The sequence below is a fragment of the Deltaproteobacteria bacterium genome, assembly GCA_016874775.1.
Lineage (GTDB): Bacteria > Desulfobacterota > Binatia > Bin18 > Bin18 > VGTJ01.
In genome coordinates this window covers 1-19,235 of the sequence record VGTJ01000019.1, presented here as the reverse complement: position 1 = coordinate 19,235, position 19,235 = coordinate 1, and the positions used below count along the sequence as shown (strand labels likewise).

Genomic DNA, 19,235 nt, shown 5'->3' with positions numbered 1-19,235 from the left:
AACAGCGATGAACGTTCGTCGCCTTCGTCAACAGATGGCTGCGGGTCGGGTCCGCATTGAGTTTGCGCTTCCTCACGCGCTCACCGAAGCTTTCAAGGATGGACTTACTGTTGCCGAGCTTCGTACTGCGGTATTGACTGGAGACGTTGTCGAAGACTATGGAACTCGCGTCTTATTGCTCGCATTCACAGTGCCAGAGCGCATTCCCTATCACGTTGTGGTGGAGTATGTTCCTGGCGAAGTGGTCGCGACAGTCATCACTACCTATATTCCTGATACGCTCCATTGGGAACCGCCCGACTGGAAACGACGGAGGAAAGGACGACGAAAGAAAGTATGAAAAAAATTACTCGCACACACTGTACAGGAGACTGCCCCGGACGCCCTCAGCTGGCGCGGGTGAGTCAGGCCTTTACCCGTCGGGGCAGCAAGGTCGAAGTAATCATTAGTCGTATCCCCGCGAGTGTGTGCCCTATCTGTGGACAGTCATTTGTGGAAGAGGAAACAGCGCAGCGCGTCGAGGTCTTGTTGCGCCCCTTTCATGGAATACGAGATGCGACGCCAGCCTTACCTGCCGCGAAGGTTTATATCGATTTCGAAGAAGCAGGAAAAAAGAAGAAGGCAGCGTAATGTTGCCCGCTATCATCAAGTAGGAGCACTCTATGGACTTTGAATACACCCCCGAACAGGAAGCGTTTCGTAAAGAAGTACGACGCTGGTTGGAAGCCAACATTACGCCTGACCTGTGTGTCGACGACGCGATGGATGAACGCGTATCTGGCGATCGCGAGACGTTTGAGCGGCGGGTCACCTGGCAGAAGAAACTCAACGCCGCTGGTTGGGTAGGTCTATCCTGGCCGCAGCAGTACGGTGGACGCGGGGCGACGCTGATGGAGCAGATCATTTTTAACGATGAGTACAGCCAAGTACGTGCGCCGGTACTGCCTGGCTACATGGGTGTCAGCTTAGCCGGACCGACCATCATGCAATGGGGTACTGAAGAACAAAAGCGTTACTTCTTGCCACGCATTCTCAACGCCGACGATATCTGGTGCCAAGGTTACTCAGAACCCAATGCAGGCTCTGATCTTGCCGGATTACAAACCCGTGCAGTCGATATGGGAGACTTTTTCCTCATCAACGGCCAAAAAGTCTGGACTTCCGGAGCACAGTTTGCTCAGTACATGGTGCTGTTAGCGCGCACCGACGCAGATGCACCGAAACACCAAGGTATCAGCTACTTCTTACTCGATATGAAAACCCCTGGCGTTACCGTACGTCCGTTGGTGCTGATGAATGGGCACCGGCATTTCAACGAAGTATTCTTTGAGGACGTACGGGCACCGCGCGAAAACTTACTCGGCCCTAAGAATGGAGGATGGAAGGTCGCAATCACAACATTGATGTTCGAACGCAGCTTCGCTGGCAACGGGTGTCAGGTCTCATAACATCGCGCACTAAGAATTCGTCGAATTTCTTGGATTTTTGCACAAAAATGAGTACGCGATGTCATGAGACTCGACAACGGGAGTTACAGTGCACAAGTCCAACGGTTAGCGGCGTTAGCGAAACAGGTGCGTATTGACGGACAACTCCTGTGGGAGCAGAGCTGGGTACGACAGAAGCTCGCACAGTTTGCCATTGAGAGTGAAGCACTCAAATATACCGCGCAACGCAACTTAACCCGTCAGCTCAGAGGACAACCACCGGGGCCAGAGGGATCTATGCTCAAGCTATGTGGATCTGAACTCGGTGTACGCATCGCCAACTTCGCTACGGAAATGCTCGGCAGTTATGCGTTGCTAGAGAATCCTAGCGAGGTCGTTCCTGACGCACCACGTTGGCTCAACCGTGCGCTCAGTGCACGCCAGTACACCATCGCTGGTGGCACCAGTGAGATTCAGCACAACATTATGGGCGAGCGCGTGCTGGGGTTGCCGAAGGGGTAAGTTGATTGCGGATTGTCGATTGGGGATTGCGGATTATGGAGAAGAATTGACGGAGGCCAGGATAAGCCTGTCCTGAGCCCAGTCCAAGGGGCCACAGGCCGTTCCCGGCGCAGGTACAGCCGGAAACGCTTCGCTTATTCCGGTCTACCTTCTTTTTCCACTGACAACTGACGACTGATAACTGACTACTGTCTTCCGAGGTCTATAGTGTCAAACAAAAACTTCACATTAAGTGTTCTCGATCAATCTCCTGTTCGCCAAGGCAGCACTGCGGCTGAAGCCTTGCGCGATACTATCGCCCTAGCCGAAGCCACTGAAAAGTTTGGTTACAAACGCTTCTGGGTCGCTGAACATCACAGCCTTCCTGGCTTTGCTGGTACCAGTCCAGAAATCATGGTTGGACAAATAGCCGCGCGTACCCAAACGATTCGTGTCGGTAGTGGCGGAGTCATGTTATCGCACTACAGCGCGTTCAAGGTCGCCGAAGTCTTTCGCATGCTTGATGCGTTGTATCCTGGACGGATTGATCTCGGCATCGGTCGCGCGCCTGGAAGCGATCCGCGCACCGCAGCAGCACTTTCCTATCCGAGTCAGACGAAAGACATCAATCGTTTTCCTGAACAGATTGATGATGTCATCGCCTATCTCCACGACTCGCATGACCCAGCGCACCCGTTTGCTAGCATTCAGGCTGGACCAACACCGACTAGCACCACGCCAGAAGTATGGCTCCTCGGCTCGGGAATCGACTCTGCCTACATGGCCGCCGAACGTGGCTTACCGTTTAGCTACGCGCACTTCTTTGGCGCAGGCACGGAAAACGGCCCGCGCATTGCCGAAGCATACCGTAAGCGTTTCCAGCCCTCGCAGTTTCTCTCCGAGCCGTTAGTGAATGTCGCCGTGCACATTGTGTGTGCGGAAACTGCCGAAGAAGCAAAACGGCTGGCTTCGAGTCGCAATCTCGTGCGACTCAACATCGTCAGGAATCGTCGCCGTGGAGTGCCAAGCCCCGAAGAAGCACTCTCCTATCCCTACACTCCCGAAGAGCGTGCCTATTTAGAACAGTTCAGTCGCGTCAACATCGACGGCACCCCAGATCAAGTCAGAGCCCAACTCGAAGCCGTCGCCGACGCCTATCAGACCACCGACATCACTGTCGTCACAATCGTGTACGACTTCGCCGCCAAGATCCGCTCGTATGAATTGGTCGCGGAAGTCTGTGGGGGAAAATAACCATGAGCGCAACCGTTGTTGCTACGGGCTTGGAATTCCCCGAAGGTCCAGTATGGAACAAAGATGGCAGCGTATACGTCACTGAGATTCGCGCTGGACAGATACGACGAGTTGCCTCAGATGGCAAGTCGTCAGTATTCGCTCGCACTGGTGGTGGACCAAACGGTGCTGCCATTGGTCCTGATGGCGCACTCTATGTGACCAACAATGGCGGCTTCAACTGGAATAATGGTATGCCGATCGGTCCAGCACTCGACTACGAGGGCGGGCGGATCGAACGCATTGACAAGAACGGCATGATCCAGCGCCTTTACACTTCTTGTGATGGGCAACAGTTGAGTGCCCCGAACGATCTCGTCTTTGACACAGACGAGAACTTCTACTTCACCGACCCTATTCAGCGTAATCCCAACTTGCGGGAAACTCCCGGCAACCCAACCAAACGTCCAGGCAGTGTCTACTACGCGTCTCCCGACGGCAAACATATCCATCGTGTTGCGACTAACCTGCAGCATCCCAACGGCATTGGCTTAACTCCCGATGGCAAGACACTCATCGTTGCGCAGACATTTGCCGGCAATGTCATCGCATTTCCCATCCTCTCTCCCGGACGAGTCGGTGAACAACGCCTGTTCGGCACTTTGCCAACCGGATCATTCCCCGACAGTCTCTGCCTCGATGAAGCAGGCTATGTGCTCGTCGCAGGTATCCTAAGTGGCGGAACAATCGTATTCGCGCCTGATGGCAAACTCGACCGGGTCATTCCATCTGAAGATAAGATTGTCACCAACGTGGCCTTTGGTGGCCCCGCCTTTACAACGCTCTACATCACCGAGTCCGGCTTAGGGCGCTTGGTCACACAGGAATGGGTTCGACGAGGGTTGGTGTTGTTTCCGGATAGACAATAAGATGTTTCATACGGCACGCCGTGTCGTGTCCTATGAAACCTTTCGGCTCTACTCTTCACTCAACTGCTTGACAACAAGGTGTCGATCGGGCACCGTTTAGGATATGAGTATTATCTAAATCCAGTCCGTTCATGATCCGTTTAACTCGCCACATATTGCAAGTCGAGCGGTCACAACCGTTACCCGCGCTGGTGCAATGGGACTCCTTCCCCCAAATGAAGTCATCGACACGCTGGATATTCCGGTCCTTCAACGTGTGATCAAGCAAATATCACGAGCGGGTATCGGCCAGGGACTTGTCGCAGACTTCACAATGCAAAAAGATCGCAGCCCGAAACAGCTCTCAGCGGTTTTACAAAAGCTCAACGATGTCCTTGATGAATCTCCTGTGCCTCAATATGAGTGGCCGGGCCTCGTCGCTACGCTTGGCGCTGACCTTCTTGGACAACTCCTACACATCTCACCATCGAGCTTGCGCCGGTATCATACCGGTACTCGCCCGACACCAGATGATATTGCTGCGCGTTTGCATTTCCTTGCCTTGATTACCGGCGATTTAGCTGGCGCGTACAACGACATCGGCATTCGGCGTTGGTTTATACGCAAGCGAACTGCGCTGGGGAATCGTTCGCCAGCCGATGTGCTCGTCAAGGAATGGAACCCTGAGGACCCCGGTCCGTTGCAGGTACGACAACTCGCCCGTTCACTGACCTCCTTCTCTGTAACATGATCGGCTTTCGTCACACTGATCCACGATTCCCCTTCCTCTGGGAAGATGCCTCCCAACCCGCTGGCCGCTGGCACGCAGAAGGAGAAGGACCTGTTCACTATTTGTGTGATACCCCAGATGGGGCATGGGCTGAGCTTTTGCGTCATGAGGAGGTTACCGATCCTGACGATTTGCTGACCATCCGACGCTCACTCTGGGCTGTAGAACTAGATAATGATCCTGCGCATATTCCAACCCTCCCTACCGAAATCCTTACTGGAGGACCAGGAACGTACCCCGCCTGCCAAGAAGAAGCCCGTCGGCATCGACAACAAGGAATAACCAGAGTGGAAGCTCCTTCTGCTGCTTTGCTGCCCGGTGCAGCACGAGGATGGCGCGTCGATGGTGGGTTACAACCTGGATCACCACGTGACGGCAAAGTCATTGTTCTGTTTGGAAGTCGGCCCGACCTGGTTGGTTGGATAGCTACGCGAGAAGGGCGACCAGGGGAGGATCTGTTACCAAAGGTTCGACATTTTTCTCCCTCTCGCAAGAAGAAGAATACCCCTCGCTAAGGATTGTTATTGCTCCTGAAGTCAGAACAGAGTCAAAAGAGCACTCTGCAGCACGACGAAATCGACATGATAGTGCTCATCGTGCCGCATCTAACTCGGGTTTAGGGGTTGTGTTTCCTTATCCCCCTCATCCTAACCTTCTCCCCCGAGGGGAGAAGGGACTGGAACAGTTCTATCTCGTCATGCCCTACTCTATCCCTTCCATCAACGCTAATCGCACCAGTGCCATGGCGTTGAAGCTCATGCGGGTGCGGTCGGGACGACCGCGACCTGCCATTTGATACTGGCGGGTCTTGAAACCTTTCCCATCGGTGATGGAGAGGAATGTTTGCCCACGAGCGAGGTTTTGCGATTGGTCTGTGAGATCTGGGAGTGAGTACACTGCTAAGCCAAGATCGCTTCCCGCTTGTTCTCGTACTGCCCAAGCGAGTTCATCAGCTAACTTCTGTGGATCACGGAGCAGTTCATCGATGCGATTTGCTTGCCGCGAGTGCGTGAGTAAACGACGCAGTGACGTTTGCCCATTATAAATGATGCCTTCAAAGAAGCGTTCGCGGTCAGCTTCTTGCAAACGATCGGTGACCATTCCACCAGTGAGATCTTCACAGACGGCAATCGTCTTCTTTTTCTCGCGTAGAAGATTGCCAACCGTCTGCTCTATCGTTTCATCATCAACCGCGAAGATATGCTTGCCTATGATTTGGCGCATTTCGGCTTCGACCGGGGCGATCAGTTTCATCGCCTCTTCTTTCGATGGCGCTTTGGCAGCGATGCGGATGTCGACTTGTCCAGGATGAGCGAGCACGCCCACTGTGGGGTTCTTCGAGTTGGCAATGAAGTGCCCCATTAAATCATCGACACGGCTTTCGCCCAACTCGGCCACCTTGAGGACACGATACGTAATAATTTCATTGAGCGAGAATTTACGACGTAGATACGGTGCGACTTCGTTCTCGAACAACCACTTCAATTCAAATGGAACACCGGGAAGCACGAAGATTGAACCACGTGGATCTTCGACGACAAACGACGGCGCCGTGCCGTTGGGGTTGGTCACAGGAATCGCGCCTTCTGGCATGTAGGCCTGGCGTTCATTGTTCGGCGTCATGATGAAACCGCGACTGCGAAAGCGATGCTGGATCTGCTCAAGGAACGGTTGATGGAGAATGAGTTTACGACTAGTGACTTCAGCAACAACTTCGCGCGTGAGATCGTCTTGTGTGGGACCGAGACCACCACTGGTAATGACGAAATCCGCCCGTTCGAGCGCGCGGCTCAAGACTTCTCTCATCCGTTCGGGGTTATCGCCTACCACCGACTTATAATACATATTCACCCCAAGTGAGGTGAGCTGTTGCGCCATCCAGGTGGAGTTGGTGTCAACGATTTGCCCCAGTAACAGTTCAGAACCGATTGCCACAATTTCCGCCGTAGCCATACCTGTGTCCCCTTCTTATCCCTTTGCATTCAAACGCTGGAGAATAGCAACTGCCGCGTCAAGGGTCGTCTTCACGGTCGCTCACATCTCGTTATTATCATCGTGAATTTTTTGCAGGATGCGTGCCTGGATTGCAAATGAAACAGCTTGCGAAATACCCAAGGTAACTAATAAAGCAACAATAACCGTATGGGAGAAATCCATCGCAACCTCCTATCTTTTGCATGTATGCTGTATACACTTTCACAGGTCAATCAGGAAGGAAAGAAACAGAGCTATGACTCCCACTGGCATATCGATTAACAAAGAGAGTTGGATGCTGTTACGCGAAGAACCGCTCTACTCGGCTCGGTTCATTGACCGCGATGGTACTGAGGACTTGGCGTTGGTCAGTCGCGTTGAGGTGCTCGACTTTTTCTTTGAGCAACGTCCACCACTCACCTTAGATGTCACCGCTTGGCAGAGTTCGCAGGGGATATGGATCGTACTGGTCACCTATCGGCTTCCCTCTCCGGGCGGCCCGCCACAAACCGGGGTCTTTTATCTCAACCCACGTCAAGCCGCGGATAGTGAGATCCTGCGCAAACTCTCACAGCGAGACACGTTATCCGTCATCTTCTTAAGCGAAGATTGTCAGGAACATTACACAGTCAGCATTCCGTACGATCCGCAAAGGTTCGAGCGATGGCAAACGCAGCTCATCACCATCGCGCAGGAAGTATCGAAGCCGTTACTCACAGCAGAGATGGACCCCGACTTTGATGCCGCCGTCCAAGAACTCGAAACAGGTGCACCATGACCGATGCCATTCTTATTCTCGTCACCGCCGGTTCAGAAAGCGAAGCCGAAAAAATTGCACAGACCCTCGTCGAAGAATGGCTCGCCGCTTGTGTGAACATCGTTAATCCCATCCGCTCGATTTATCGCTGGGAAGGGAAAGTGCAAGATGATCATGAATGGTTGTTAGTCATTAAAACACAGCACTCACACTTTGCCGCCGTCGACGCACATGTACGCACGCTCCACTCTTATCAAGTGCCGGAGGTTATCGCGCTGCCAATAGTAGAGGGGTCGGAGAAGTATGTGGGATGGATACGAGGCGAGACCGCGAGTTGAAAAGTAGGGGCGACCGGCCAGTCGCCCCTACACATTATGTGCACAGATCTTTAGGCCTCTTCAGGCACCAGGTCAAACAACTCCGCGTTTGGCAGTACTCCACCCAGATTCGTCTTCACGGCATCAAGCACACTGCGCAGATGTCGGAAGGTCACGCGATCGCGCAATGCCACAAGCGCTTGCGCATTTTCTTCGAGAAAATTGGTGACCACTGTGGGGGAGATATGCTCAAGACCTTTGAGGTCAAGCACGATCTTTTGATGGCCAGCACGTAACGCTTGGTGAATACGTTGGAGCACTTCATTGGCACCACCGGTATCCAGGACGCCTTCAAGACAGAGGGTTAACGCTTTGAGGGGCTCGTTGCGAATCGCCCGTGTCCGTAGCAGTGCACCGCACACCTGGCGACGAGTCTCACCAACCGCATCCTTCAAGGTCGATACAAAGGAGGCTTGTTCTTGTACTGGAATCGGTTGCGAGAGTTGCCGCAGAAGCTGCATCGCTGGGGTATAGGTCCCACGTGGCGCATGAGCCAATTGCTGACGCTGCTCATAGTTCGCCAGAAGATTACGAATTGCCGCACCTTTCCAGGCGAAGGTCCGTTTCCAAATCGCCTCTCGACTATACACCTGTTGCTGCACCCAATGCAGGCCATTCTCTAATGCTTCAGGAGTCATCAATCGTGGACGAAAAACAGCATGCGCTCCATCATAATGCGAGCGACTCTTCTGTAAGAGCCTCTCCTCACATTCAAGTGTAGTAAACAGCGAAGTGCCTTCGACTGGAGTCAACAACGAAAAGTACGGCAGTCCAATCCGTGCATCGAGACAAAATCGCACAGTCCGCTCGAAAACACCTTCATCGTCACTGTCATAACCAAAGACAAAGTGAACAATCGTTGGCACGCCCTGAGAAGCTAAGGCTCGTAACGGCGAAACAAGCTGGTGTAACGATTCTGGAGTCACCGCAGATTCGGTAGTGAGGTATTGAGCTGAGAGTTTTCCTCCATCGAGCACAAGTGCACGACAACCGCTCTTCCCAGCCAGATCAACAAGAGTAGAGTTTTGCAAAAAGGCAGGCCCAACCGGCGCAACCCACCGATACTGCAGCGGCTCTAAACGACGCAAGAGGTCAATAGCGTACGCAGGAGGATCGCCAAGGTCTTCGCCTTGAAACATCACCCAAGCAGTAGTTGCAAGCGGCAAGAGGTCCTCTCTGACGATATCGGCAGGGAGTCGACGCTCACCATCTGGTCCACGCAAATTCACAGTATGAACAGGAGGATTGCCCGTCAGGGAGTGGGCACTACCCGTAAGATCGTCCTGGTCCTTCATTCCTCACCCTCCACGCTGCTGGTGTACAATTTTGTTATATTACTCTTATTTTAACGGAGCGTCGAGAAGCATTGACGACGCAACCGTATCATGTCGCAGATTGGGACACCGCCCCTCAGTTATCGTTCAACGCGAAGGTCATCCTCAGCAACGACCAAAGCCTGCACTCCATTTTTCGTCAACTCTCGGGCACGCCTCACCGCCTCTCCGCGAGAGCGGAACGGGCCAAGGCGAAGCTGATAGTATTGAAGCATTCCCGAGGAGAGCATGCTTAAGTACACATCTGGTTGCTGTTGACTCACCCGGCTCATGAAAGACGCCACTTCCTCTGAGTCGGTTGAGGACGCCAACAAAACAGCATAGGCGGAAGGAATGACGAGTTTTTCTGCTGGAAGAATCCCACCGGGATTGAGGACCTCAACCCGCACCGGTGCAGTGCCACTTGCCCACATCCCAATACGTCGAGCAGCCTCAGAAGAGAGGTCAATCACTCGACCATATTTGTACGGTCCGCGGTCATTAATACGCACCTCGACCGACTCTCCAGTAGCGACATTCGTCACGACTGCCCGAGTCCCCATAGGCAAAGTGCGATGGGCAGCCGTCAGTGCGTGCTGATTGTACACTTCGCCATTCGCGGTACGCCTCCCGTGAAATCCTGGACCGTACCAAGATGCGATGCCGGTTTGGATTGCCTTCTCATCTTGAGGAATAATCACGGGTAAACCTTCATCTTCGACTTTCACGGTTTCTCTTTTCTCACGCGAAGGAGACCGCAATGGAAGAGAAGGAAAGGACACCTTCGGTAACGAAAGCGAAGGGAAAGAATGAGAAGGAACGACATTCAGGAGAGTAGCGCGTTGCGACTGCTGCATCCCGCCACACCCTCCTAGCGAGAGGGCCACAAAGGCCCCGGCCAGCCAGTAACCTCGTACCACCATAGGGGGCGCATATATCTGCCCGTGCCCAAATGGGCAAGGGGCCCTTGTTTCTTTTTTTCATCTATTTTGAGAAAAAATAAAACACAATATACGCATAGAGAGGGGAACTGAAAGCCGTTTCTCCTCACAGGCAATGACACTCGCTGTTACCTGCACATCATCGCCCTACCAACCTCCCCCTTCTAGAGTTGACTCTTGCTCCGTGTGGAGTAGAGTGACCAAGTTGATGAGTGAACAAAGATTCAGTCTACTCGCGCCAATGTCAGCGCGCTCTCACGAAAATGGCCAACTATAGGCAGTGATCATGAGTATACCGTTTCCTTCTCTCTCTTTTTTTCAGGCGTTACAAAGTATGATGCGACAGGAGGAGGCGCGGTTCCGTCGCTTGGGATTCATAGACACGACATTCGGGATACACATCCTTGGCCCTAACGGTCAAGAATGGCGCTATCTCTTAGCCTTTGAAGTATGTGATTGCCGAGAAGTCAGTGAAGTTCACTCTTTTGATCTCACGGCAATCGATTTCGTGCTCAAAGGCGACCTCACCGCGTGGAGCGAGATGCTCGCCAATATCCACCGTAATAAAGGTGCAGACGTGATCCATTCGCTCAACACGTTGACCCACTTTGGGGAACGTTTGAAGATGGAGTACGATGATCCCGATAATCGTGACAAATTCTTCCGGTTTCAGGAGAGTATTCAGCAATTCTTTGATCTCACCCATACGCTGGACCTCGGCTTCATCCCTGGCGTAGGGCAACAACAACTGACTTCTGTATAACTCGCTCAGCATCATAGGAGCAGCATATGGCATATCTCAGCACGATCGATTTTTTTGAGGATAAGAACTTTCTTGATCGTTGGAAACGGAACCTCAAAGGTGATCTTGATCTTTCCTGGATGAATGCCAAAACCGAAAAAGTCACGGCGACCCCAGAGAACCCTCGCCGTGGACTCACGTTCCGTGATCTCGACAAAGGGTCGTACGGATTTACCAATCAGCCAGAGTTTGAACGCCTCAATCGTAGCTTTGCTCCGCGAGGCGCCGAATTGCCCACAGGACTCCCAGATTTACAACCCGCCGTTAGCCAAAAAGGCGAAGTCTGGGCGCATAACACCGAAGGGTACTACGAAGAGGCCATGACCCGGCAGTGGAACGCCACGCTCGATGTACCATGGAACGATCTCGCCAAAGCCGAATTGCCCGATGAAATCAGTCGCGCCTACGCCCAATTGCTCACCTTTCTCACTGAAGTCGAAATGATCGCTACGGATGTCCCCGCCGAGTGGATGGGCAAACTCAACAACAACTTCACCGAAGTGAAGAACTTCATGGCCACGCAGGTCATGGATGAAGCACGGCATGCAGAAGTGTTTCGCAAACGCGCCCTCACCACGGGTTACGGCCTCATGAAGGCCAGTCCGCAGAACGAAATCAGCCTTAAGCAAATTCGCGATTCCGATTCGTTCGCTGAAATGTCGCTCTCCTTACATCTCATCGGTGAAGGCTTTGTCCTCACACTCTTCCGTTTCAGCGAATACATTTCACCAACTGAAGCCGACAAAAAGATGTTCCGCCTCGTCATGCAAGATGAGGCACGGCATGTTGGTTATGGCGTACAACATCTGAAGTGGGTCATGCGCCACTTTCCAGAAAAGCGTGAAGTCATCCACAAACACCTTGATGAAGCAGAGAACATGCTCTTTGGTGGTGGTAATGCACTCGAAGTCACTGAACCGTTCATCATCCTTGCTGGCAAAGGACTGAAGAAAGAAAACATCGAACAAGGCGCACGTATCACAGCCATGTTCCAGTTAAAGCAGATGGAAGAATACTTCGAGCGGCTTGATAAATGCGGCTTAGGCGAACGGCGCAAGACCAGCAAGCTGCATCGAGCGATGGAACTGACTCGGGCGTCGTTGCAGGAGGCAGGAGTGATTGCGTAAGCGCGAATGAGAAAAACCAAAAGGCAAAAAGCAAAAATAAAGAGGGCCTAGAACTAGTAGTCAGTCACACTGAGTTTGCGCGGTCGATTTCGTCATGCCCGCGCAGGCGGGCATTCAGGATCTTCAAGCAGGGGCCACGACTTAACCTTCCTGGATTCCCGCTTCCGCGGGAATGACGCCACCAAGTCCACCCCTCAGAATCAACATGACTGACTACTAGACGGAAGGCGCTCTTATTTTTTGACCAGCCCCTAGCCCCTAACCCCCAGTCCCCTTTTGTATGGCATATTACTTAGAAAAAGACTTCTTCGAAGACGTCGACATGTTCACTATGGTCCAGAAGGTCATGCAAGGTGACCTGACGCTGCGTTGGTACAACGCCAACACTGAACATGTCCGTCTCTTTCCCAAAGATGCCAATCGTGGGTTAACCTACGAAGACTGTAATGTCGGCTCGTATGGCTATGACCGCATGCCGGAGGTCATTCGTAACAACTACAGCATGGCCCCACGTGGTTCGGAGTTATGGGGAAAGCTGCCTGACCTCGGCTACACCATCAATCGCAAAAGCAAGGTGTGGTCGGATAATGTCGTGGCGTTATACGAAGAAGCCAAGACCCGACGTTGGGCACCAGCGGTTGATATTGCATGGGATGAGCTGAGTACCACACCACTTCCTGATGCGCTCGAAGCCGCAATAGCACAGCTCTGCACGTTCTTGCAGGAATGCGCTACGGTGGCCATGAGTGTGTCTTCACGTTGGATCTATTCGATCAACCAAGAATTTCTCGAACTCAAAAGCTATCTTTGCGCCCAGATTCTTGACCAAGCCCGTCACATTGAGGCTTTCCGTAAACGCGCGTTGCATGGAGGACAAGGACTCAAACGCGCCAGTGTCGCTGCCGAACAAGCGCTAAAAGAAATTCTCAGTGCTGAGACATACCCAGAAACCTCGCTGGGCGGCAACCTCATGCTCGGCAGTTTCCTGCTCAGCGTATATCGCCAAGTCGCCGCAGTGGCACCGTCTGCAGCAGACCGCAAACTTTTCACTCTCGTCATGCAAGACGCTGCACGGCTTGTGAGCTACGGCAGTGGCCACCTCCGCTACCATATTACTCATCTCCCGCATCAAGAGGCAGCGTTACACAGTTATCTCGATACTGCAGAGCACTGCTTGTTAGGGCTTCTGGGCAGTGAGGAATATCTCGAGCCGCTCATCATCCTTACTGGCGGCGGTACTGCACCCGCTCAACTACAGCAAGGCAGCCAACAGCTTGCGCAGTTTCTGTCGCAAACCGCGCAAGAATATCTTGAGCGCTGCGAGCACGCTGGTCTCAGCGAGCGAAGACAACGAAGTCGGTTGCCACAATATCTCAAACAGTTCGGGATATTTTAGTATCGTAGAGTGGGGAATGACCCATCCTACTCCTAAGTACCCTGTCATTGCGAGAAGCCGCAAGCGACGAAGTAGTCCTTGTTTTCAAGCACCGAGGATCTCCCCTTCGCGTGGCTCAGAGGACTACGGCGCGCGCTTGCAATGCCGTTGAATTAGCAATTTCCCTGCCTAGTAATAGCAAATACCCTGACAATACATACGTAAACCTCGGACATGCCCGGACAATACTCCAGCAAAACCCTTGACTCGGGGCACTTTCGACTTTAATACCTACCTCTGTCCCCCCAAAAGAACGAAGCGTGTGAATGCAACCCTACCGCAGCCGAGCTGCGGCCAAGACTCAAGGAGATCGTCTCATGGCAGATGCCCGCGCGCCGTATCTGGTTGGTAAAATTTCTACTCCCCCTAAAAATCACTCGTTGTTATTTTTCTCTTAGCCGCTCTCTCCTCCGTGCTCACACTCTGTTTTCCTTTATTTGCTACAGCACAAACCGTGACCTGCAACGGCAAGGTGGCCACCATCATCGGCACCAGTGGCGGGACGCTGACTAGCACCAATGGCGATGATGTCATTGTCGGGACCGGAGCGTTCAATTACACCGTCAATGCTGGTAATGGGCACGACACTATCTGTACAGGCACTGGCAACGACAGCATCAATGGCGGCAACGGCAATGATCGGCTCGAAGGTGGTGAAGGCAATGATACGCTCATCGGCCAAAACGGGGAGGACACGCTGCTGGGTGGGTTTGGCAATGACATCCTGACAGCAGACAACGGCAATGACGTTCTCGATGGCGGCCCTGGGACGGATAGCCTCACGGGTGGCGCCGGGACCGACACCTGCCGCAATGGCGAGACGAACACTACTTGTGAAACGCTGCCACCTAATCAGGCACCCACCGCCAATGCCGGACCCGACCAAACCCAACCCATCGGCAGCACCGTGCACCTTGATGGCACCGGATCAAGTGACCCCGATGGCGATGCCTTAACGTTCCAGTGGACCTTAACCAACAAACCCGCTACCAGCAACGCGACCCTGAGCGGTGCGACAACAGCGCTACCGACGTTTGTCCTTGATGTCGCAGGCACCTACCAGATTCAGCTTGTCGTGTCCGATGGCAATCTCACCAGCACGGCTGATATTGTGGTTGTCTCGACGACCAATTCGGCACCGGTCGCAGAGGCAGGAGCCGACCAGAGTGGTACGGTCGGCACAGTCATGCACCTCGATGGTGGTCAGTCGAGTGATGTCGATGGCAATCCACTGACCTATCAGTGGAGCTTCAGTAGCAAACCCGCCACCAGCACCGCGACGCTGACCAATCCGACGAGTGTCACGCCCCAATTCACGATTGACAAACCCGGCACCTATGTCGTGCAGCTGATTGTCCATGATGGCACGGTGGCGAGTAGCCCAGATACCGTCGCCATCAGCACGGTCAACTCCAAACCGGTGGCGAATGCCGGAGCCGATCAGAGTGGCACAGTGGGCACGACCATCACCTTGAACGGCAGTCAATCGAGTGATGTCGATGGCGATACGTTGACTTATCAATGGGCAATTACCACCAAGCCAATGACGAGCACTGCCACTCTGAGCGATCCTACCGCAGTCACTCCCACTTTTCTTCTCGATAAACCGGGAACCTACACCGCGCAACTCATTGTCCATGATGGCACCCTGCACAGTGAGCCGGACACGGTCACCATCAGCACGCTCAACGTCAGACCCACAGCCAATGCCGGTGATGACAGGCACGGGGTTGTTGGCGCAACCGTCACATTGGATGGCACCCTCTCCAGTGATCCTGATGGCGATGCGGTTACCTATCAGTGGAGCCTGACCACCAAACCGAGCGACAGTACGACCACATTACGAAATCCCACCACGGTCACACCGAGCTTCGTGCTCGACAAACCCGGCACCTACACTGGCCAACTGATCGTCAACGATGGGCAACTTGATAGTGAGCCCGACACGGTGACCGTCACCACGCAGAATTCCAAACCCGTGGCGGATGCGGGACCAGACCAGACAGGGCAGACTGGAACCGCCGTGCAACTCAATGGCAGTGGCTCGCTGGATGTCGATAACAACCCACTGACTTACTTCTGGTCGTTCACCGCTAAGCCCGAGGGCAGCACTGCCACGCTCTCCAACGAGAGCCTTGTCAATCCGACCTTCACCCCCGACCTCGCTGGGACGTACGTCCTACAACTGATCGTTAATGACGGCCAACTGGACAGCGATCCTGATACCGTCTCGATTACTGTACCGGACACGACACCGCCACCGCCTGCTGATTTGGGCAAAATCACCGTCGGCTCGATCACCAATGGGCAAGTGACCATTACTGGTACAGCGGGCAGTGTTGAAGGCGGAGGCACGGTCACGATCAGCAATTCGCGCACGAATGAAACTGTCAGCGTGACTGCCAATGCTGATGGCAGTTTCGCAACACAGATTGGCGTGCAGGCCAATGATAGTCTATCACTCACGGTCAGTGATTCTTCAGGAAATATCAGCCCCATCCGTACCCTCCAAGTCGCGGCTGCTCTTCAGATTGCGATTACCTCGCCAGCACCAGGCGCTTCGATACCGGGTAACCGGGTCCGCGTCACCGGCACCGTGCAAGGACCGCTCAATACGGGAGTCACGGTGAACGATGTCGTCGCGTTGATCTACAACGGCCTCTTCGTTGCCGACAACGTTGCCCTCGTTTCTGGGCAAAACATCATCACCGCAATTGCCACCCCGTTCGGTGGACAAAGTGTGCAAGCGCAAGTGACGGTCAACAGCGATGCAGCCCCGAGTCTCTTGGAAGTGACGGCTTCACCGACAAGCGGCATTGCCCCACTGGCTGTAACCTTCACCTATCAGTTTGGTTCGACGATTCCCATTCAGAGCTTACAGTTAGATTTCGACGGCGATGGGATATTTGACTTTTTCACCTCCGACACTGCCTCCGCCTTACAACATACCTATACGACGCCAGGGGTAAACCTCGCGCGCCTACACCTAACCGACCACAACGGCACTATCTCCGAAGCGCAAGTGGCGATTGTCGTCCACGATACCGCCAGCATGGATGCGATGTTCAAGAATATGTGGAACGGCATGAACGCGGCGCTGATCGCGGGAGACAAAGGGACCGCGCTCACGTATCTCACGGCTGGTGCGCAAGAGAAATATGGCCCTGTTTTCGATGTGTTGCTGCCGCACATGGCAGCGATTGTGGCCTCGTATTCGCCTCCCGCGCGGAGGTCGGTGGGCAGCGACGTAGGGGAGTATGTCATCATCCATGTCATCAACGGGAAGAGCCACTTGTTCTACATCTACTTCCTCAAAGACTACGATGGCGTGTGGCGGCTTGATTCCATGTAAGAAGGAAAATCAACTATGAACAAACACGTCAGGACATTTATTCTGAGTTTTATGTGGTGTGTTGCCGCGATGCGGGTCGAAGCGGAAGAGTTCATCCCGCCTCCCACGTACTCTGCCGAAGCGATTGAAGCGTGGGTGGTCGATGAAGACACCGGTAAGCCGATCGAAGGTGCGGTTGTGGTAGCGCATTGGGAACTAATGGGCGGATTGCATCCAGACACAATCGGTCAACTCATGATCTTGGAGGCGGTGACCGATGCGCAAGGGCGCTTTCAGTTCCAGGCATGGGGGCCAGAGCCACGTCCAACAGAAGGGTTTCTTCATAATTACGATCCTGAGTTACTGCTGTTTAAGAGTGGTTATGAATACAAGAACCTGTCAAATCGAGCGACATCTAAGGTCAACGTTGCTCCGGTGCGTCGTTCGGAGTGGAACAAGAAAACGATCAAACTCAAGAAAGTTGTCAACGAGAAAGAATATTCCCTAAGAGATTTGGAAATCCGCCTCAGCTTTGCCTTTGACGAAAAAGGGATCTGCCAATGGAAAAAAATTCCTCGCATGCTGGTGGCCCTTGATCAGCATGTCTCTCGTTCACGTGAAGCAAAGGGAGCCCCGCAAGACCCTAAAAGAGAACACTCTTATCTATTATTCTTGCAAGGGTCGGGCTCGGCCGACGTGCAGCAATGTGGATCAATAGTAGAATTTCTTCGGAGTTACATGCCATGAAGTCTTTTTCTTTGTTGCTTTTCCCTTTATATCTACTCATGTCACTATCAGTTGCCTTTGCGTATGAAGTCACAAGTCATCGGCTAATGTCTGAGAAGGCAGTAAAACTGTCCATCATTGGTCAAGATGCGACCCTTCGACAGGCGCTCGGACTGCAACCCGAGTTGAATCTTGATGACAGAAAGCAAAACCAAAAGTTCCCCAACTATAGAGGTGACTGTCACATTCCAAAGGACTGTACCGATATTATTGGCTTGGTTGGTGACGGCTCTGTCTTTGAAGACGAGGGCACTCGAGCGTTAGGTCATTTCTACAGTCCGGTGACAGGAGAGGCAATTTCCCCAGCGGGATTCCCTTCTCCCGATTGGGCATTAGAAGACCATGGACCACGTACCATCTTGGGTTTTTGGGAGCAGAATGATTCCTATGCCGACACAAGAGACTTCTTCTTGAAAGCACTGACGCAATCAGACAAAGACGCACGGGAACGTATGTGGGGCCGCACGTTCCAAGGCTTAGGGCAAGTGATCCACCATCTCCAGGATATGGCACAACCCCAACATTCTCGGCTCGATAACCATCTCAAGATCTCACCACATGGAAATTTCCCCTTCGAATATCCAAGTTTGTATGAACGCTTGACGCAGTCGGTAAACATAGACGTGATTGTTGGCGACGAGTATCCACCAGTTTTTGGGGCCGAAGATCCTACCACCTTTGTTACGCCGCGCCGCTTCTGGGACACCGATAATGGACTGGGTATTGCCGAGTATGCCAACCGTGGGTTCGTCACGGCTGGTACAAACTTCGATCGCGTTCCTACCAATGCACTTCCGTCGCCGTCCTTAGTTGGAGCAAGCAGTGCGGAAGAAAATAAAAATGATGAGTGCACCACGATCAAAACAGCCTATGACATCGAATTGCCCAAGGGCACAGACGGACAACCGCTCCCGTGCGTGATGACTTTCCTACAGACCTGGGTTGAGGATTGGTACCGTCCCGAGTTGAGTCGCTTCAATCCCAAAACCTCAACCTACTCCATCTTTAATGCTGACTTAGATGCCTACAATGCAGAGCTCACTTACCGTGATCCAAACAGCGGACAGTTAATCACAACACGTCAGCTTTATACACTCAACCGCGACAATTATGACGAAGCCCGGACGTTTCTGATTCCGCGCGCGGTGGGCTACAGCGCCGGGCTAATCAACTACTTCTTTCGCGGCAAGATCCACATGGCGCAAGACCCGTTTAATCCCAGTCAATACCGCATTGAGAACCAAGGCGCGGATCTCCTGAAGGGCGTTTTCACGGTCTACTACGATGACACCGAAGGACGGCGGCATGCTGCCGCTCCACTTCCCGCTCCCCAGACTGGCCCTGGCCTGGTGCAAAGACGCCTCACGCTGCCTGTTGAAAGTGGACCTGCTTTTCTTCCGCTAGCGTGAGCTGGCGGAAGGCCTGTTGGCGTTGGGCCTGGAGCGACGGCCCCAGGTGCTGCTGGCACCACTGCCGGACTTGTGTGGTAGAAACCGTCGCCAGTGCGTCTCGAATCACTTCGGGTGTAGTGGA

The 19,235-nt window shown here is 53.3% G+C and carries 19 protein-coding genes; 16 read left to right on the top strand and 3 right to left on the bottom strand.

The annotated features are described in order from the left end of the window. Positions 1-7: 7 nt before the first annotated feature. The 8 genes from FJ147_05190 to FJ147_05155 all read left to right on the top strand — a co-directional run bounded on the left by FJ147_05190 (position 8) and on the right by FJ147_05155 (position 5,374). Positions 8-340 (top strand): DUF4258 domain-containing protein, encoded by a 333-nt coding sequence (locus FJ147_05190; protein ID MBM4255274.1) that lies wholly within the window; start codon positions 8-10, stop codon positions 338-340. Beyond that, a complete protein-coding gene (locus FJ147_05185) occupies positions 337-630 on the top strand; it encodes a hypothetical protein (protein MBM4255273.1) in 294 nt (97 codons plus the stop codon). Before FJ147_05190 ends, FJ147_05185 begins: the two co-directional genes overlap by 4 nt. Before the next feature lie 32 nt (positions 631-662). Further along, a complete protein-coding gene (locus FJ147_05180; protein MBM4255272.1) occupies positions 663-1,448 on the top strand; it encodes a hypothetical protein in 786 nt (261 codons plus the stop codon). A gap of 63 nt (positions 1,449-1,511) precedes the next feature. Then, positions 1,512-1,949, top strand: coding sequence for a hypothetical protein (locus FJ147_05175; GenBank protein ID MBM4255271.1), 438 nt, complete (start codon positions 1,512-1,514; stop codon positions 1,947-1,949). Positions 1,950-2,156: 207 nt separating this feature from the next. Then, positions 2,157-3,182 carry an LLM class flavin-dependent oxidoreductase gene (locus tag FJ147_05170; protein ID MBM4255270.1) on the top strand — a complete coding sequence of 342 codons (1,026 nt, stop codon included), beginning with the start codon at positions 2,157-2,159 and terminating at the stop codon, positions 3,180-3,182. A 2-nt stretch (positions 3,183-3,184) separates the two neighbouring features. Then, positions 3,185-4,090, top strand: coding sequence for an SMP-30/gluconolactonase/LRE family protein (locus FJ147_05165; protein ID MBM4255269.1), 906 nt, complete (start codon positions 3,185-3,187; stop codon positions 4,088-4,090). Positions 4,091-4,286: 196 nt separating this feature from the next. Continuing rightward, complete coding sequence (locus FJ147_05160; protein ID MBM4255268.1) at positions 4,287-4,820, top strand: hypothetical protein; 534 nt, start codon at positions 4,287-4,289, stop codon at positions 4,818-4,820. Further along, the gene (locus tag FJ147_05155; GenBank protein ID MBM4255267.1) at positions 4,817-5,374 is read left to right on the top strand and encodes an RES domain-containing protein; all 558 of its coding nucleotides are present in this window, start codon (positions 4,817-4,819) and stop codon (positions 5,372-5,374) included. The genes FJ147_05160 and FJ147_05155 overlap by 4 nt, the downstream gene beginning before the upstream one ends. Positions 5,375-5,561: 187 nt before the next feature. Here FJ147_05155 and FJ147_05150 read toward each other — a convergent pair whose 3' ends face one another. Next, positions 5,562-6,812, bottom strand: coding sequence for a CinA family nicotinamide mononucleotide deamidase-related protein (locus tag FJ147_05150; protein ID MBM4255266.1), 1,251 nt, complete (start codon positions 6,810-6,812; stop codon positions 5,562-5,564). Positions 6,813-7,089: 277 nt separating this feature from the next. Here FJ147_05150 and FJ147_05145 point away from each other — a divergent pair, with 277 nt between their 5' ends. Further along, entirely contained in the window at positions 7,090-7,611 is a 522-nt protein-coding gene (locus FJ147_05145) for a hypothetical protein (GenBank protein MBM4255265.1), read from the top strand. Beyond that, positions 7,608-7,928, top strand: a complete 321-nt coding sequence (locus tag FJ147_05140) for a divalent-cation tolerance protein CutA (protein ID MBM4255264.1) — start codon at positions 7,608-7,610, stop codon at positions 7,926-7,928. The genes FJ147_05145 and FJ147_05140 overlap by 4 nt, the downstream gene beginning before the upstream one ends. Positions 7,929-7,978: 50 nt before the next feature. Here the strand turns inward: FJ147_05140 and FJ147_05135 are convergent, their stop codons facing one another. Both FJ147_05135 and FJ147_05130 read right to left on the bottom strand, forming a co-directional pair. Beyond that, positions 7,979-9,262 (bottom strand): hypothetical protein, encoded by a 1,284-nt coding sequence (locus FJ147_05135; protein ID MBM4255263.1) that lies wholly within the window; start codon positions 9,260-9,262, stop codon positions 7,979-7,981. Between the two features lie 119 nt (positions 9,263-9,381). Further along, entirely contained in the window at positions 9,382-10,203 is an 822-nt protein-coding gene (locus FJ147_05130; protein MBM4255262.1) for a septal ring lytic transglycosylase RlpA family protein, read from the bottom strand. A 304-nt stretch (positions 10,204-10,507) separates the two neighbouring features. Between FJ147_05130 and FJ147_05125 the strand changes: the two genes are divergently transcribed. The 6 genes from FJ147_05125 to FJ147_05100 all read left to right on the top strand — a co-directional run bounded on the left by FJ147_05125 (position 10,508) and on the right by FJ147_05100 (position 19,111). Next, a complete protein-coding gene (locus FJ147_05125) occupies positions 10,508-10,984 on the top strand; it encodes a hypothetical protein (GenBank protein ID MBM4255261.1) in 477 nt (158 codons plus the stop codon). 26 nt (positions 10,985-11,010) lie between these two features. Then, positions 11,011-12,150 (top strand): hypothetical protein, encoded by a 1,140-nt coding sequence (locus FJ147_05120; protein ID MBM4255260.1) that lies wholly within the window; start codon positions 11,011-11,013, stop codon positions 12,148-12,150. Positions 12,151-12,472: 322 nt separating this feature from the next. Next, positions 12,473-13,546 carry a hypothetical protein gene (locus FJ147_05115; protein ID MBM4255259.1) on the top strand — a complete coding sequence of 358 codons (1,074 nt, stop codon included), beginning with the start codon at positions 12,473-12,475 and terminating at the stop codon, positions 13,544-13,546. 493 nt (positions 13,547-14,039) lie between these two features. Then, on the top strand, positions 14,040-16,937 hold the full coding sequence (locus FJ147_05110) for a hypothetical protein (GenBank protein MBM4255258.1): 2,898 nt from the start codon (positions 14,040-14,042) through the stop codon (positions 16,935-16,937). 15 nt (positions 16,938-16,952) lie between these two features. Further along, complete coding sequence (locus tag FJ147_05105; GenBank protein MBM4255257.1) at positions 16,953-17,663, top strand: hypothetical protein; 711 nt, start codon at positions 16,953-16,955, stop codon at positions 17,661-17,663. Then, entirely contained in the window at positions 17,660-19,111 is a 1,452-nt protein-coding gene (locus FJ147_05100) for a hypothetical protein (protein ID MBM4255256.1), read from the top strand. Before FJ147_05105 ends, FJ147_05100 begins: the two co-directional genes overlap by 4 nt. Positions 19,112-19,235 lie beyond the last annotated feature (124 nt).

Coding starts and splice junctions, on each gene's coding strand:
- FJ147_05145 (MBM4255265.1), top strand. CDS start 7,090: ATGACTCCCACTGGCATATCGATTAACAAAGAGAGTTGGATGCTGTTA.
- FJ147_05150 (MBM4255266.1), bottom strand. CDS start 6,812: ATGGCTACGGCGGAAATTGTGGCAATCGGTTCTGAACTGTTACTGGGG.
- FJ147_05140 (MBM4255264.1), top strand. CDS start 7,608: ATGACCGATGCCATTCTTATTCTCGTCACCGCCGGTTCAGAAAGCGAA.
- FJ147_05125 (MBM4255261.1), top strand. CDS start 10,508: ATGAGTATACCGTTTCCTTCTCTCTCTTTTTTTCAGGCGTTACAAAGT.
- FJ147_05100 (MBM4255256.1), top strand. CDS start 17,660: ATGAAGTCTTTTTCTTTGTTGCTTTTCCCTTTATATCTACTCATGTCA.
- FJ147_05115 (MBM4255259.1), top strand. CDS start 12,473: ATGTTCACTATGGTCCAGAAGGTCATGCAAGGTGACCTGACGCTGCGT.
- FJ147_05105 (MBM4255257.1), top strand. CDS start 16,953: ATGAACAAACACGTCAGGACATTTATTCTGAGTTTTATGTGGTGTGTT.
- FJ147_05120 (MBM4255260.1), top strand. CDS start 11,011: ATGGCATATCTCAGCACGATCGATTTTTTTGAGGATAAGAACTTTCTT.
- FJ147_05155 (MBM4255267.1), top strand. CDS start 4,817: ATGATCGGCTTTCGTCACACTGATCCACGATTCCCCTTCCTCTGGGAA.
- FJ147_05180 (MBM4255272.1), top strand. CDS start 663: ATGGACTTTGAATACACCCCCGAACAGGAAGCGTTTCGTAAAGAAGTA.
- FJ147_05135 (MBM4255263.1), bottom strand. CDS start 9,262: ATGAAGGACCAGGACGATCTTACGGGTAGTGCCCACTCCCTGACGGGC.
- FJ147_05160 (MBM4255268.1), top strand. CDS start 4,287: ATGGGACTCCTTCCCCCAAATGAAGTCATCGACACGCTGGATATTCCG.
- FJ147_05175 (MBM4255271.1), top strand. CDS start 1,512: ATGAGACTCGACAACGGGAGTTACAGTGCACAAGTCCAACGGTTAGCG.
- FJ147_05190 (MBM4255274.1), top strand. CDS start 8: ATGAACGTTCGTCGCCTTCGTCAACAGATGGCTGCGGGTCGGGTCCGC.
- FJ147_05130 (MBM4255262.1), bottom strand. CDS start 10,203: ATGGTGGTACGAGGTTACTGGCTGGCCGGGGCCTTTGTGGCCCTCTCG.
- FJ147_05185 (MBM4255273.1), top strand. CDS start 337: ATGAAAAAAATTACTCGCACACACTGTACAGGAGACTGCCCCGGACGC.
- FJ147_05165 (MBM4255269.1), top strand. CDS start 3,185: ATGAGCGCAACCGTTGTTGCTACGGGCTTGGAATTCCCCGAAGGTCCA.